The organism is Achromobacter deleyi (genome assembly GCF_013116765.2).
Taxonomy (GTDB): Bacteria; Pseudomonadota; Gammaproteobacteria; order Burkholderiales; family Burkholderiaceae_B; genus Achromobacter; species Achromobacter deleyi_A.
Genome location: NZ_CP074375.1, coordinates 2,739,067 through 2,754,720, shown reverse-complemented (window position 1 = coordinate 2,754,720; position 15,654 = coordinate 2,739,067). Strand labels below are relative to the sequence as shown.

The window sequence follows — 15,654 nt, the reverse complement described above, 5'->3', positions numbered from 1 at the left end:
GGCCTTTCCCGAATCACTGCTTAGCTGTGGTCGACGTTCAGCTTTCCCTTCTGCAAGAGGTCGTTGATGATGGCCTGATTGCTAATGGGCTGGCCATGGACGTCATGAGTGAGATCGACGTTTTCAAGCACGATCTTCTGGTCAGCACCCTGACCGATCTGGCCCTTGGTATTGATCTCGAGAATCGTGTTGTTAGCGTTGGCCGGATCCTGCTTGAAGTTGAGGTACTGCGACAGGTTGCCGTCTTTCTCCCCCACGAGCAGGTCCTTCAGATCCAGCACATCTCCGCCATCGGCCGGTTTGGCCAGGGAGAAGTCCTTGATCCGGTCTATCGCCGGGTTGGCGGTTGTTCCCTGGTCATTGAACTCCCAGCGGAATGTGTCGGCGCCGTCGCCACCGATAAGGGTGTCGTTGCCTTTGCCGCCGACCAGCACGTCATTGCCCTTGCCGCCATCGAGCGTGTCATTGCCATCGCCCGCCAGCAGAATTTCGGCCTTGTTGGTGCCGACCAGATGGCCTCCCGCCTGATACTCCACCGAAACATTGGCGCTATCGGTGTGACCATCCGCTGTATGGATCGTGTAAGAGGTATTGGCCACGTTGTCCGTAGTGGGAGTTGCGCCGGAGTAGTCGACGGTCATCGTGAGCAGATAGTTCTCTGCTTCGGTACCACCCTTGATTGCTCCGTTGTCGTCGATGTTGACGATGTGGATTTCGAAGCTGGCGCCCGTGGTGGTGGTGATGGTGTCGCCGTTCTGCAGCAGTTTGTAGCTATCCGAACTTCCCGCCAGGCGATATTCCATGCGGATCCAGCCGGCCTGCAGGTCATGGCTCAGCGTGAGAATTTCACCAGCCATCAGGGAGATAGTGATGGTGTCCTGATCATTGCTGCGGTTCGCGCCGACGGAATCGAGATAGCCGTCCACCTTGACCTGTGCCCGATTCTGGCCGATCTGCGCGAACTCGCTGCGTTTGACCGTCAGGGATTTGTTCGCATTGTTGCTGCTGCCGGTGCCGTCGAAATCAAGTTTGGAAACCGTTTCGGCCGTGAAATCGGCGCCCTTGTCTTTCCAGCCCGTGTTCACCGTGAGCGGCCCCATCGTCAATGCGCCCGTGCCGCGCACGTCGTTGGCGAGCAGCGATCCGGCCTGCACTGTCAGTTGCGCACCCAGGATGTTGGTGATGACACTGTCGTTCACCGCGTCCGGCGCCTGGTTGACCGGCGCGGTCACAGTCAGCGTGAGGCTGGAGCTTGCCGTGTCTCCGTCGCCGTCCCTGACCGTGTACTGGATGGTGTCGGTGCCGGCGCTTTGCGGTTGATAGCGATAATCGCCCAGGTTTTCGCCCGCCAGGTCGATGGTGAACTTGCCATGTGACGTCGTCACCGTCAGTTCGGACTTGGCCGAATCGAAGGTGTAGGTCGCGCCGGAGCTGGCCGAAACCTTGTTGGTCGCGGCGTCGTAGTTATACGTCTTGCCCTCGATCACCAGCTGCGTGATGCGCGCGCCGTTCAGATCGGCGCCCAGCGTGCCACCCGTGGAGATGTCGCCGGTGATCGGCGGTGCGATGGTGTCCGCGATCGCCGTGTCCAGGCCATTCAGGTCCTTTACGATGATCGTGTTGCCGTCTGCCGGTTTGTCCGGGTTGTAGGAAACCGGATCAATGTACGTGCCGGTTGCGCTGGTGCCCAGGCCGATGCCATAAGAATTGATATGGTTGTCCGCGAGGAACTTCTCCCAAATCGCCTGCTGTGCGGCGTAGACGGGGCCATTCTCCGGATTCCCATCGGTGAAGAAGTAGGAGAGGTTCTGGACATTGGCGCCTTCCAGCTTGCCCGCGCCAGAGCTGTTCCACGCACTCATCGCGGCGTTCAGCGCCGCCTCGTAGTTCGTGCCTCCGCCATAGCTCAAGCCGTCGACGAGCGCCTTGGCGTCCGCCAACGACATCCAGCCGCCTCCCTTCTGGCCGGCGGACGAGTTGAACTCCACGATCATGACGCGCACGTCGCCGGCCTCGCCATACTGATCAAGCAGCTTAGCGACCGAGGATTTCAGCACCTCCAGGCGCGAAAGCTCACGCCAGCGGCTGTAGACGCCGCTGCCGTAGTCCATGCTGCCGGAAGTATCCAGCGTCAGCATGATGTTGGTGCCGTGCGACGATAGCGCCGAGCTTTCGGCAATAGGCGTGAGTTTGGGCGCCGTGTCGGTGACCAGCACGCCCAGGTCCCCCGTGGCCTTGCCGCCGAATTTGTCCTCGACCGTGATCGTGAAGTGATCTTGGACGTTGGTGTCGTCGCCGCTGTGCTGTTGCGGACCGCTGGTCTGGTAGGTGTAGGTCACCTTGCCGGTCGTAGCGTCGTAGCCTGTGAGCGTCAGCGTGCCCTTGCTGGTGGTCAGGGTGACCGGGTTGTTCGTCAGGTCCGCCAGGCGGTCCAAGGTAAGTGTCGCGTCTGCATTGCCCGTGCCGTCGAGCGTGATCGATTTCAATCCTGCTGCTGCGGTGATCAGGAAAGAGCCACTTCCGGTGGCTTGCGCTTCCGACACGCTCAGCACGCCCGGAGCGCCGGCATTGTTGTCTTCGATGGCCAGGGTAGGCCCGGTCGGCTCGACACCGCCGACCTGGAATTGACCGTTGGTATAGTCGCCATCGGCGTCCGTGACGCGGTACGTGAAGTCGATCAAATCGTTGGCCGTGCCATTCATGGGTTGGTACTGGAAGAACTCCCACTTGCCCGTGGCCGGCGTCAGACGGATCTCGAACACCAGATTGCCCGACGAGTCCAGGCCCTGGATCAGGTTGCCGTTGGCGGCCACATTGGTCTTGATGGCACCGCCATCGCGCGTGGTCAGGCCACCTTCCACGCCTGTCAGTTGCAGATTGCCGGGGCCGTCGGCGCCGTAGGCATATTGCAGCGTGCCGTCGGCATAGGCAATGGCATGGACATCCTGGCTACCCAGGAACGTCACGCCCGTGACGGTGAAGTCGCTGTTGTCGCTCGACGAATTCTTGTGGTTGTCGGTGGCAGAAACCACGATCGTGTCGAAGCCGCCTTCCTCGACCCGGAAGTTCGCCGCATAGTCGCCGCCATTCTTGTCGGAGGTGAAGGTGCGCTCGGCGATCAGTACGCCGTCGCGATAGAAGCGCGCGATGCCGCTCTCTACTTCGCCGCCATACATGGATGCGAAGTCGATGGTCGCGCCGTAGGCGACCTTTCCGCCGGTAAGCCGGATCGTCAATTCCTCCGACGCACCTTGGCCGTTCAGTTCGCGATAGTCCACCTCGTTGGCGATATTGTGATAGGGCGAGTCTTCGCTCGCCACACCAAGGCCGGAGGTGCTCTGGTTTACCTTGGCGTCGATGAGCGTGAGGTCATCGCTGGAGGTGAAGCCCTTGGCGGAGACCTCGACGGCGCCGTTGCCGAACGTGAATTTCCATTGACTGTCGCTGCTTGAGCCGCCCGCGAACGACACCTTGCCGGTATAGACATCGGGAATGCCGGCGGATTCCACGTTGACGGGAGAGTTCTGGTGCACCACAGGCGAATCGTCTTCGATCGTCACGTTCAGGGTGGTGGAGACGGGCGGATTTACGCCGTCGGCCACCTGGACTGTCACGGACAGACCGAGCGTGTCTTCGCGGGTCGTGTCTGGATGGTCTACCGGTGCGAGCATCTGAACCGTATACGCGCCAGTATTGTCGATCTTGATGATGATAGCGTCGGTGGAGCCGGCGCTTCCGGTCAGAGTATGGCCATTATCCGACAGTGTCCAGACGATGGGCTCGCCGCCGGAAGTGAGGTTGCCATTGGCCGGCGCGACCAACGTGATGGTGTACGTGGCCCCACTATTCTCGTCGGTGATGCTTAGTTGACCGTTAGCCTGTGCTGAGTTGGTCGTGTCGGACGTGCCATTGCTGTCTTTGATACCGCCGCTCAACCCCTCTTCGGACACTGAGGTGGATGCGCTGCCAACCACCGGCGGCTTGTTTGTGTCGACGATAGCAGCATTGCCGCTGTCCGAGATGCCTGGGGGCAAGGCCGTGCCGCTGGCGGTCTGGCCGGAAAGCGTGGCCTCGAGCGTCATGCTCTCGGTACCTTCATAGATACCGTCCTTGGTAGTCGGGACCGTGACGACGATGCCGCCGGTGGTGCCGGCCGGTACCGTGATGCTGAACGTGCCATCCGCGTTGGCGGTGACGATGACGGACTTGCCGCCGATGGTGACGGTGGGCACGCCCACGTCGCCCGACTCGATCTCGCCACCCAGCTTGAAGGTGAGCTTGGTGTCGGCATCGACCGACTTGGTCAGAGCGACATTGAAGACAGCGTTGCTGCCTTCGTTGACATCGCCCGCGTCGGAGACGGTCAGGGCCGGCACGTCGGCGCCCGAACCGTGGTCGTCCACGATCACGGCGTTGCCGCTGTCGGTGATGTTGCCCGGCAAGGCGGTGCCGCTGGCGGAGCTGCCCGTCAGGGTGGCCGTCAACGTCAGGTCTTCACGGCCTTCGAAGACGGTGTCATGGGTGGTCGGGACCGTGACGACGATGCCGCCGGTGGTGCCGGCCGGTACCGTGATGCTGAACGTGCCATCCGCGTTGGCGGTGACGGTGACGGACTTGCCGCCGATGGTGACGGTGGGCACGCCCACGTCGCCCGATTCGATCTCGCCGCCCAGCTTGAAGGTGAGCTTGGTGTCGGCATCGACCGACTTGGTCAGAGCGACATTGAAGACGGCGTTGCTGCCTTCGTTGACGTCGCCCGCGTCGGAGACGGTCAGGGCCGGCACGTCGGCGCCCGAACCGTGGTCATCCACGATCACGGCGTTGCCGCTGTCGGTGATGTTGCCCGGCAAGGCGGTGCCGCTGGCGGAGCTGCCCGTCAGGGTGGCCGTCAACGTCAGGTCTTCGCGGCCTTCGAAGACGGTGTCATGGGTGGTCGGGACCGTGACGACGATGCCGCCGGTGGTGCCGGCCGGTACCGTGATGCTGAACGTGCCATCCGCGTTGGCGGTGACGATGACGGACTTGCCGCCGATGGTGACGGTGGGCACGCCCACGTCGCCCGACTCGATCTCGCCACCCAGCTTGAAGGTGAGCTTGGTGTCGGCATCGACCGACTTGGTCAGAGCGACATTGAAGACAGCGTTGCTGCCTTCGTTGACATCGCCCGCGTCGGAGACGGTCAGGGCCGGCACGTCGGCGCCCGAACCGTGGTCATCCACGATCACGGCGTTGCCGCTGTCGGTGATGTTGCCCGGCAGGGCGGTGCCGCTGGCGGAGCTGCCCGTCAGGGTGGCCGTCAACGTCAGGTCTTCGCGGCCTTCGAAGACGGTGTCATGGGTGGTCGGGACCGTGACGACGATGCCGCCGGTGGTGCCGGCCGGTACCGTGATGCTGAACGTGCCATCCGCGTTGGCGGTGACGGTGACGGACTTGCCGCCGATGGTGACGGTGGGCACGCCCACGTCGCCCGATTCGATCTCGCCGCCCAGCTTGAAGGTGAGCTTGGTGTCGGCATCGACCGACTTGGTCAGAGCGACATTGAAGACAGCGTTGCTGCCTTCGTTGACGTCGCCCGCGTCGGAGACGGTCAGGGCCGGCACGTCGGCGCCCGAACCGTGGTCATCCACGATCACGGCGTTGCCGCTGTCGGTGATGTTGCCCGGCAAGGCGGTGCCGCTGGCGGAGCTGCCCGTCAGGGTGGCCGTCAACGTCAGGTCTTCACGGCCTTCGAAGACGGTGTCATGGGTGGTCGGGACCGTGACGACGATGCCGCCGGTGGTGCCGGCCGGTACCGTGATGCTGAACGTGCCATCCGCGTTGGCGGTGACGGTGACGGACTTGCCGCCGATGGTGACGGTGGGCACGCCCACGTCGCCCGACTCGATCTCGCCACCCAGCTTGAAGGTGAGCTTGGTGTCGGCATCGACCGACTTGGTCAGAGCGACATTGAAGACAGCGTTGCTGCCTTCGTTGACGTCGCCCGCGTCGGAGACGGTCAGGGCCGGCACGTCGGCGCCCGAACCGTGGTCATCCACGATCACGGCGTTGCCGCTGTCGGTGATGTTGCCCGGCAAGGCGGTGCCGCTGGCGGAGCTGCCCGTCAGGGTGGCCGTCAACGTCAGGTCTTCGCGGCCTTCGAAGACGGTGTCATTGGTGGTCGGGACCGTGACGACGATGCCGCCGGTGGTGCCGGCCGGTACCGTGATGCTGAACGTGCCATCCGCGTTGGCGGTGACGATGACGGACTTGCCGCCGATGGTGACGGTGGGCACGCCCACGTCGCCCGACTCGATCTCGCCACCCAGCTTGAAGGTGAGCTTGGTGTCGGCATCGACCGACTTGGTCAGAGCGACATTGAAGACAGCGTTGCTGCCTTCGTTGACGTCGCCCGCGTCGGAGACGGTCAGGGCCGGCACGTCGGCGCCCGAACCGTGGTCATCCACGATCACGGCGTTGCCGCTGTCGGTGATGTTGCCCGGCAAGGCGGTGCCGCTGGCGGAGCTGCCCGTCAGGGTGGCCGTCAACGTCAGGTCTTCGCGGCCTTCGAAGACGGTGTCATTGGTGGTCGGGACCGTGACGACGATGCCGCCGGTGGTGCCGGCCGGTACCGTGATGCTGAACGTGCCATCCGCGTTGGCGGTGACGATGACGGACTTGCCGCCGATGGTGACGGTGGGCACGCCCACGTCGCCCGACTCGATCTCGCCACCCAGCTTGAAGGTGAGCTTGGTGTCGGCATCGACCGACTTGGTCAGAGCGACATTGAAGACAGCGTTGCTGCCTTCGTTGACGTCGCCCGCGTCGGAGACGGTCAGGGCCGGCACGTCGGCGCCCGAACCGTGGTCATCCACGATCACGGCGTTGCCGCTGTCGGTGATGTTGCCCGGCAAGGCGGTGCCGCTGGCGGAGCTGCCCGTCAGGGTGGCCGTCAACGTCAGGTCTTCGCGGCCTTCGAAGACGGTGTCATTGGTGGTCGGGACCGTGACGACGATGCCGCCGGTGGTGCCGGCCGGTACCGTGATGCTGAACGTGCCATCCGCGTTGGCGGTGACGATGACGGACTTGCCGCCGATGGTGACGGTGGGCACGCCCACGTCGCCCGACTCGATCTCGCCACCCAGCTTGAAGGTGAGCTTGGTGTCGGCATCGACCGACTTGGTCAGAGCGACATTGAAGACAGCGTTGCTGCCTTCGTTGACGTCGCCCGCGTCGGAGACGGTCAGGGCCGGCACGTCGGCGCCCGAACCGTGGTCATCCACGATCACGGCGTTGCCGCTGTCGGTGATGTTGCCCGGCAAGGCGGTGCCGCTGGCGGAGCTGCCCGTCAGGGTGGCCGTCAACGTCAGGTCTTCGCGGCCTTCGAAGACGGTGTCATTGGTGGTCGGGACCGTGACGACGATGCCGCCGGTGGTGCCGGCCGGTACCGTGATGCTGAACGTGCCATCCGCGTTGGCGGTGACGATGACGGACTTGCCGCCGATGGTGACGGTGGGCACGCCCACGTCGCCCGACTCGATCTCGCCACCCAGCTTGAAGGTGAGCTTGGTGTCGGCATCGACCGACTTGGTCAGAGCGACATTGAAGACAGCGTTGCTGCCTTCGTTGACGTCGCCCGCGTCGGAGACGGTCAGGGCCGGCACGTCGGCGCCCGAACCGTGGTCATCCACGATCACGGCGTTGCCGCTGTCGGTGATGTTGCCCGGCAGGGCGGTGCCGCTGGCGGAGCTGCCCGTCAGGGTGGCCGTCAACGTCAGGTCTTCACGGCCTTCGAAGACGGTGTCATTGGTGGTCGGGACCGTGACGACGATGCCGCCGGTGGTGCCGGCCGGTACCGTGATGCTGAACGTGCCATCCGCGTTGGCGGTGACGGTGACGGACTTGCCGCCGATGGTGACGGTGGGCACGCCCACGTCGCCCGATTCGATCTCGCCACCCAGCTTGAAGGTGAGCTTGGTGTCGGCATCGACCGACTTGGTCAGAGCGACATTGAAGACAGCGTTGCTGCCTTCGTTGACGTCGCCCGCGTCGGAGACGGTCAGGGCCGGCACGTCGGCGCCCGAACCGTGGTCATCCACGATCACGGCGTTGCCGCTGTCGGTGATGTTGCCCGGCAAGGCGGTGCCGCTGGCGGAGCTGCCCGTCAGGGTGGCCGTCAACGTCAGGTCTTCGCGGCCTTCGAAGACGGTGTCATGGGTGGTCGGGACCGTGACGACGATGCCGCCGGTGGTGCCGGCCGGTACCGTGATGCTGAACGTGCCATCCGCGTTGGCGGTGACGGTGACGGACTTGCCGCCGATGGTGACGGTGGGCACGCCCACGTCGCCCGACTCGATCTCGCCACCCAGCTTGAAGGTGAGCTTGGTGTCGGCATCGACCGACTTGGTCAGAGCGACATTGAAGACAGCGTTGCTGCCTTCGTTGACGTCGCCCGCGTCGGAGACGGTCAGGGCCGGCACGTCGGCGCCCGAACCGTGGTCATCCACGATCACGGCGTTGCCGCTGTCGGTGATGTTGCCCGGCAGGGCGGTGCCGCTGGCGGAGCTGCCCGTCAGGGTGGCCGTCAACGTCAGGTCTTCGCGGCCTTCGAAGACGGTGTCATTGGTGGTCGGGACCGTGACGACGATGCCGCCGGTGGTGCCGGCCGGTACCGTGATGCTGAACGTGCCATCCGCGTTGGCGGTGACGGTGACGGACTTGCCGCCGATGGTGACGGTGGGCACGCCCACGTCGCCCGATTCGATCTCGCCACCCAGCTTGAAGGTGAGCTTGGTGTCGGCATCGACCGACTTGGTCAGGGCGACATTGAAGACGGCGTTGCTGCCTTCGTTGACATCGCCCGCGTCGGAGACGGTCAGGGCCGGCACGTCGGCGCCCGAACCGTGGTCGTCCACGATCACGGCGTTGCCGCTGTCGGTGATGTTGCCCGGCAGGGCGGTGCCGCTGGCGGAGCTGCCCGTCAGGGTGGCCGTCAACGTCAGGTCTTCACGGCCTTCGAAGACGGTGTCATGGGTGGTCGGGACCGTGACGACGATGCCGCCGGTGGTGCCGGCCGGTACCGTGATGCTGAACGTGCCATCCGCGTTGGCGGTGACGGTGACGGACTTGCCGCCGATGGTGACGGTGGGCACGCCCACGTCGCCCGATTCGATCTCGCCACCCAGCTTGAAGGTGAGCTTGGTGTCGGCATCGACCGACTTGGTCAGAGCGACATTGAAGACAGCGTTGCTGCCTTCGTTGACGTCGCCCGCGTCGGAGACGGTCAGGGCCGGCACGTCGGCGCCCGAACCGTGGTCATCCACGATCACGGCGTTGCCGCTGTCGGTGATGTTGCCCGGCAAGGCGGTGCCGCTGGCGGAGCTGCCCGTCAGGGTGGCCGTCAACGTCAGGTCTTCGCGGCCTTCGAAGACGGTGTCATGGGTGGTCGGGACCGTGACGACGATGCCGCCGGTGGTGCCGGCCGGTACCGTGATGCTGAACGTGCCATCCGCGTTGGCGGTGACGGTGACGGACTTGCCGCCGATGGTGACGGTGGGCACGCCCACGTCGCCCGACTCGATCTCGCCACCCAGCTTGAAGGTGAGCTTGGTGTCGGCATCGACCGACTTGGTCAGCGCGACATTGAAGACAGCGTTGCTGCCTTCGTTGACGTCGCCCGCGTCGGAGACGGTCAGGGCCGGCACGTCGGCGCCCGAACCGTGGTCGTCCACGATCACGGCGTTGCCGCTGTCGGTGATGTTGCCCGGCAAGGCGGTGCCGCTGGCGGAGCTGCCCGTCAGGGTGGCCGTCAACGTCAGGTCTTCGCGGCCTTCGAAGACGGTGTCATGGGTGGTCGGGACCGTGACGACGATGCCGCCGGTGGTGCCGGCCGGTACCGTGATGCTGAACGTGCCATCCGCGTTGGCGGTGACGATGACGGACTTGCCGCCGATGGTGACGGTGGGCACGCCCACGTCGCCCGACTCGATCTCGCCACCCAGCTTGAAGGTGAGCTTGGTGTCGGCATCGACCGACTTGGTCAGCGCGACATTGAAGACAGCGTTGCTGCCTTCGTTGACGTCGCCCGCGTCGGAGACGGTCAGGGCCGGCACGTCGGCGCCCGAACCGTGGTCATCCACGATCACGGCGTTGCCGCTGTCGGTGATGTTGCCCGGCAAGGCGGTGCCGCTGGCGGAGCTGCCCGTCAGGGTGGCCGTCAACGTCAGGTCTTCGCGGCCTTCGAAGACGGTGTCATGGGTGGTCGGGACCGTGACGACGATGCCGCCGGTGGTGCCGGCCGGTACCGTGATGCTGAACGTGCCATCCGCGTTGGCGGTGACGATGACGGACTTGCCGCCGATGGTGACGGTGGGCACGCCCACGTCGCCCGATTCGATCTCGCCGCCCAGCTTGAAGGTGAGCTTGGTGTCGGCATCGACCGACTTGGTCAGCGCGACATTGAAGACAGCGTTGCTGCCTTCGTTGACGTCGCCCGCGTCGGAGACGGTCAGGGCCGGCACGTCGGCGCCCGAACCGTGGTCATCCACGATCACGGCGTTGCCGCTGTCGGTGATGTTGCCCGGCAAGGCGGTGCCGCTGGCGGAGCTGCCCGTCAGGGTGGCCGTCAACGTCAGGTCTTCGCGGCCTTCGAAGACGGTGTCATTGGTGGTCGGGACCGTGACGACGATGCCGCCGGTGGTGCCGGCCGGTACCGTGATGCTGAACGTGCCATCCGCGTTGGCGGTGACGATGACGGACTTGCCGCCGATGGTGACGGTGGGCACGCCCACGTCGCCCGACTCGATCTCGCCACCCAGCTTGAAGGTGAGCTTGGTGTCGGCATCGACCGACTTGGTCAGAGCGACATTGAAGACAGCGTTGCTGCCTTCGTTGACGTCGCCCGCGTCGGAGACGGTCAGGGCCGGCACGTCGGCGCCCGAACCGTGGTCATCCACGATCACGGCGTTGCCGCTGTCGGTGATGTTGCCCGGCAGGGCGGTGCCGCTGGCGGACCTGCCCGTCAGGGTGGCCGTCAACGTCAGGTCTTCGCGGCCTTCGAAGACGGTGTCATGGGTGGTCGGGACCGTGACGACGATGCCGCCGGTGGTGCCGGCCGGTACCGTGATGCTGAACGTGCCATCCGCGTTGGCGGTGACGGTGACGGACTTGCCGCCGATGGTGACGGTGGGCACGCCCACGTCGCCCGATTCGATCTCGCCACCCAGCTTGAAGGTGAGCTTGGTGTCGGCATCGACCGGCTTGCTCAGCGCGACATTGAAGACGGCTTCGCCGCCTTCGTTGACGTCGCCCGCGTCGGCGACGGTGAGCGTCGGCACGTCGGCACCCGGGTTCGGGTTGGACGGGTCGGTGCTTTCGGTATCGACAATGGTGGCACTGCCCGTGTCGGTGATGTTGCCCGGCAGGGCGACGCCGCTGGCGGAGCTGCCACTCAGAGTGGCTTCGAGGGTCAGGTTTTCACGGCCTTCGAAAGTGGTGTCATCGGTGGTCGGGACCGTGACGACGATGCCGCCGGTGGTGCCGGCCGGTACCGTGATGCTGAACGTGCCATCCGCGTTGGCGGTGACGGTGACGGACTTGCCGCCGATGGTGACGGTGGGCACGCCCACGTCGCCCGACTCGATCTCGCCACCCAGCTTGAAGGTGAGCGTGGTGTCGGCATCGACCGACTTGCTCAGCGCGACATTGAAGACGGCTTCGCCGCCTTCGTTGACGTCGCCCGCGTCGGCGACGGTGAGCGTCGGCACGTCGGCACCCGGGTTCGGGTTGGACGGCTCGGTGCTTTCGGTATCGACAATGGTGGCACTGCCCGTGTCGGTGATGTTGCCCGGCAGGGCGACGCCGCTGGCGGAGCTGCCACTCAGAGTGGCTTCGAGGGTCAGGTTTTCACGGCCTTCGAAAGTGGTGTCATCGGTGGTCGGGACCGTGACGACGATGCCGCCGGTGGTGCCGGCCGGTACCGTGATGCTGAACGTGCCATCCGCGTTGGCGGTGACCGTGGCGGACTTGCCGCCGATGGTGACGGTGGGCACGCCCACGTCGCCCGACTCGATCTCGCCACCCAGCTTGAAGGTGAGCGTGGTGTCGGCATCGACCGACTTGCTCAGGGCGACATTGAAGACAGCGTTGCTGCCTTCGTTGACGTCGCCCGCGTCGGCGACGGTGAGTGTCGGCACATCGGCACCCGGGTTCGGGTTGGACGGGTCGGTGCTTTCGGTATCGACAATGGTGGCACTGCCCGTGTCGGTGATGCCAGACGGCAGCTGGGCGCCGTTCGCGGCCTGGCCGCTGAGGGTGGCTTCCAGGGTCAGGCTCTCGCGACCCTCAAAGGTGTTGTCGTCGGTGGTGGGTAAGGCCACTACGATGCCTCCCGTCACGCCTGCGGGAAGCTGGAAACTGTATGTGCCGTCCGCGTTGGCGGTCACAGCGACGGCCACGCCACCGATGGTGACCACGGGAACGCCGACGTCGCCGACCTCCACCTGGCCGCCGATTTTCAGCGTGATGGTGGTTTCACGATCCAGATCGATCGTATTGCCCAGGCTGATGTTGAAAGTTGCGGTTCCGCCTTCGTTCACCGTGCCAGCATCGGAAACCGAAATCGTGGGCAGGTCGAGCACGCCGGTTATGGTGACCGCGACCGTCGCCGTCGAAGTGGCGCCTGACGGGTCGGTAATGGTGTAAGAAATGGTGGAAGTCGCAATTTCGCCTTCCCCCAGCGCCGTGTATTCGCCATTGGGGTTGAAGACGTACGATCCATCGGGATATACGGTGAATACCCCGCCATTCGAACCCGGAACGGTGAGGCCGGTGTTCGTCATGGGACGGCCATTCACGGAAACCAGCGTGAGCGAGTCGCCATCGGGGTCGGTGTCGTTGGCAAGCAGATTGCCGCGGATCACATTGTCTTGGCGCGTGGAGAGAGCGTCGTTCTGGGCCAACGGGGGAGTATTGCCCAATGCCTCTCCTGCATCGCCATCGTCCTCTGCGCTGGCGCCCACGCCAGACACGCGGGGGAGGGTATCGTCGCCGCGCGCGGGGTTCGGGTACGCCAGGTCCAGCGGGCTGGTGGTTTCAAGGATGCGGGCCAGGCGGACAAAGCTGCTGCCGCCGGCTTCGCCGCCGCCGGCCACAACAGCGGCGGTGGGGTCCAGTTCATCGAACGGGTCGCGGCCGGCTTGCAGGGCGGCCAGCAGGCGGTCGGAATCCGTGCCTGAGGGCGGCGCGACCGCAGCTTCCGACGGGTCGGCCAGTGGGCCGGTCATGTCGCCGTTCACCGCCACTTCACGGCCTTCGCCGATGACGATAGGCATGCCGTTTTCAACCTGCAGCGAAACCGTGGCGCCCGAGGCAGTGACAACGTCGCTGCCGGCGGGGACTTTGCTGCCCTGATGCAATTCGGTCAGGGAGCCGTCGCTATTGCGTATCCACGCGCGACCGGTGATTTCATTGACGACTGCAGGTGAGGTGTTGGCCATGTTGGTTCCGTTCAGGGAGTTATCCAAGATGGCCAAATACTAGAGGGGTCCGCCGTCCGCGGATATTGTCCTCAAGGACAGTATCAGGAAGTAATTTTGCTCCGGGCTTCCGCGGGCGCGGAAATCCCGTGGACGAGCAGGGCAAGCTGCAGGCGGTCCGTGACTTCGAGCTTCTCGAAAACGGCCGACAGATGGGCCTTGACCGTGCGTTCGGTAATGCCCAGCGCCTCGGCGATCTGCGCATTGGCTTGGCCGCTGGCGGCATAGCGCGCCACCGTGAGCTCGCGCTCGGTCAACAGGCCGCCATCCCAGGAGTAGGTGTCCTGCGCGCGCTCGCTGACCAGCCTGAGCAGCCGTGAAACCAGGGACCGGCCCATCCAGATGCCGCCGGAAGCGACGACTTCCAAAGCCTGCGACAGCGCGGCGGCCTGCGCATAGCTGTGGCAGTAGCCGTGGGCGCCGGCGCCCAGCGCCTGGGTGCCTTGCTCGTCATTCGGGCTGGCGCTGGCAACCACGACGTGCAGGCCGGACAGGGTGGCGGCCCAGACGGGATCCTGCCACGACGGCAGTCGCGGCACGTCGGTATCGAGCACTGCCAGCAACCGGCCTTGCTCGCGCCAGCGCTGCAGATCAGCCAGGCCGCGGCCGCGGGCAGCCATCCAGCGCGCCGGGTCAAGCGCGCGCCAGTGCTGCCAGAGCAGATCGTCGTGCGTAATCAACAGGACGGGAATGGGTTTCATAGGCCCTTGAAGCTCTCCATTAACGTTCGGTAAAGGCGTTCGCCTTGGCCCGCAATATGGGCTTGAGCAGGTACTGGAGCACCGTGCGCTTGCCTGTCAGGATATGAACCTCCGCCACCATCCCGGGGATGATGGGCAACAGCTTGTCGCCTACCGTGCTGCGGTCCGTGCGGACGCGCACCACGTAGTAGGAATTGCCTTTCTCGTCGGTCACGGTATCCGCGCCGATCTGTTCCACCTTGCCTTCCAGGCCGCCGTAGATGGCGAAATCGTAGGCGGTGAACTTGACCTCCGCCTTCTGGTCCGCATGCAGGAAACCGATGTCGCGCGGCTGGATGCGCACTTCGAGGAGCAAGGTGTCGTCCTTGGGGACGATTTCGATGATGTCCTTGCCAGGCTGCACCACGCCGCCCACGGTGTTGTTGAACAGCGTCTTGACGGTGCCGCGCACGGGTGCGCGGACTTCGGCCAGCTTGACGCGGTCGGCCAGCGCCAGCTTGCCCTGGCGCAGGGTCGACAGCTTGGTGTTGGTTTCCGACAGTTCGCTGCGGGCCTGGTTGCGGATGTTCAGCTCGGATTCCTCGAGCTTGCTCTGCGCTTCCTTGATCGACGCCTGGAAACGGTCGATCTGCGCTTCGGCTCCTTTCTGTTCGCCGCAATAGCGGGCCACGTCACGCTGCAGGCGCAGCAGGTCGACCTCGGACACGGCGCCGCTCTTGAGTAGCGGACGGGTCACTTGCAATTCGCGCGAGGTCAGGCCGCAACTGGCGGACGCCTGGTCGCGTTTGGCGATGGTTTCGCGCAGGTCTTCCTGACGTTGCTTGAGCTGTTCGCGGGCAACGTTGATCGTGGCGTTCAGTTCGGTGTTGCGGGCCTGCCACGCGTTGCGCTCCATTTCCAACAGCCCCGGCGCCTGCGTCAGGACTTCCTCCGGAGCCACGAAGGGCTCGCCGGTGGCCAGCGCCTGGAGGCGGGCCGACTTGGCCAGCAGCGACAGGTACTCGGCGTTGTTTTCGCCCAGCGACGAGGCGAAGCGGGTGGAGTCGATCTTCAGCAGGATTTCGCCGGCTTCAACTTCCTGGCCGGGGCGGACCAGGATCTCCTCGACGATGCCGCCGTCCAGGCTCTGGATGATCTGGACCTGGCGCGAGGGCACGACCTTGCCTTCGCCCCGGACGACCTCATCGATGCTGCCCGTTCCCGCCCAGAACAGCAGCCCCAGGGTGGCCAGCAGGGCGGTCCATAGCAGGATGCGCGAACCGCGGGCCTGAGATTCGTGGATGACCCATTCAGCATTGCCGACATAGTCGGAGCGCTGCTTGGGCTTGCCCTTGTCCGCGCCGTCCAGCAGCCGGTCGAAGAAAAAAACGAAGATGTTGCGCGGTGCGCGCCACAAGCTGCCAAACAGGCCGTGCTTGGTCTCGCCAGGATTATTCAGCATG

The 15,654-nt window shown here is 64.9% G+C and carries 3 protein-coding genes; all 3 read right to left on the bottom strand.

The genetic code is table 11. The features are described 5' to 3' along the window. Nucleotides 1-20 precede the first annotated feature (20 nt). Nucleotides 21-13,472: a retention module-containing protein gene (locus tag HLG70_RS12305; RefSeq protein ID WP_213697176.1), complete on the bottom strand. Its 13,452-nt coding sequence runs from the start codon at nt 13,470-13,472 to the stop codon at nt 21-23. Between the two features lie 83 nt (nt 13,473-13,555). Further along, complete coding sequence (locus tag HLG70_RS12300) at nt 13,556-14,212, bottom strand: helix-turn-helix transcriptional regulator (RefSeq protein ID WP_171664665.1); 657 nt, start codon at nt 14,210-14,212, stop codon at nt 13,556-13,558. 19 nt (nt 14,213-14,231) lie between these two features. Next, nucleotides 14,232-15,653, bottom strand: a complete 1,422-nt coding sequence (locus tag HLG70_RS12295; RefSeq protein WP_171664664.1) for an HlyD family type I secretion periplasmic adaptor subunit — start codon at nt 15,651-15,653, stop codon at nt 14,232-14,234. Nucleotide 15,654 lies beyond the last annotated feature (1 nt).

What these genes read in the sequence shown, in the direction of transcription:
- HLG70_RS12295 (WP_171664664.1), bottom strand. Translation starts at nt 15,653, where the DNA reads ATGCTGAATAATCCTGGCGAGACCAAGCACGGCCTGTTTGGCAGCTTG.
- HLG70_RS12305 (WP_213697176.1), bottom strand. Translation starts at nt 13,472, where the DNA reads ATGGCCAACACCTCACCTGCAGTCGTCAATGAAATCACCGGTCGCGCG.
- HLG70_RS12300 (WP_171664665.1), bottom strand. Translation starts at nt 14,212, where the DNA reads ATGAAACCCATTCCCGTCCTGTTGATTACGCACGACGATCTGCTCTGG.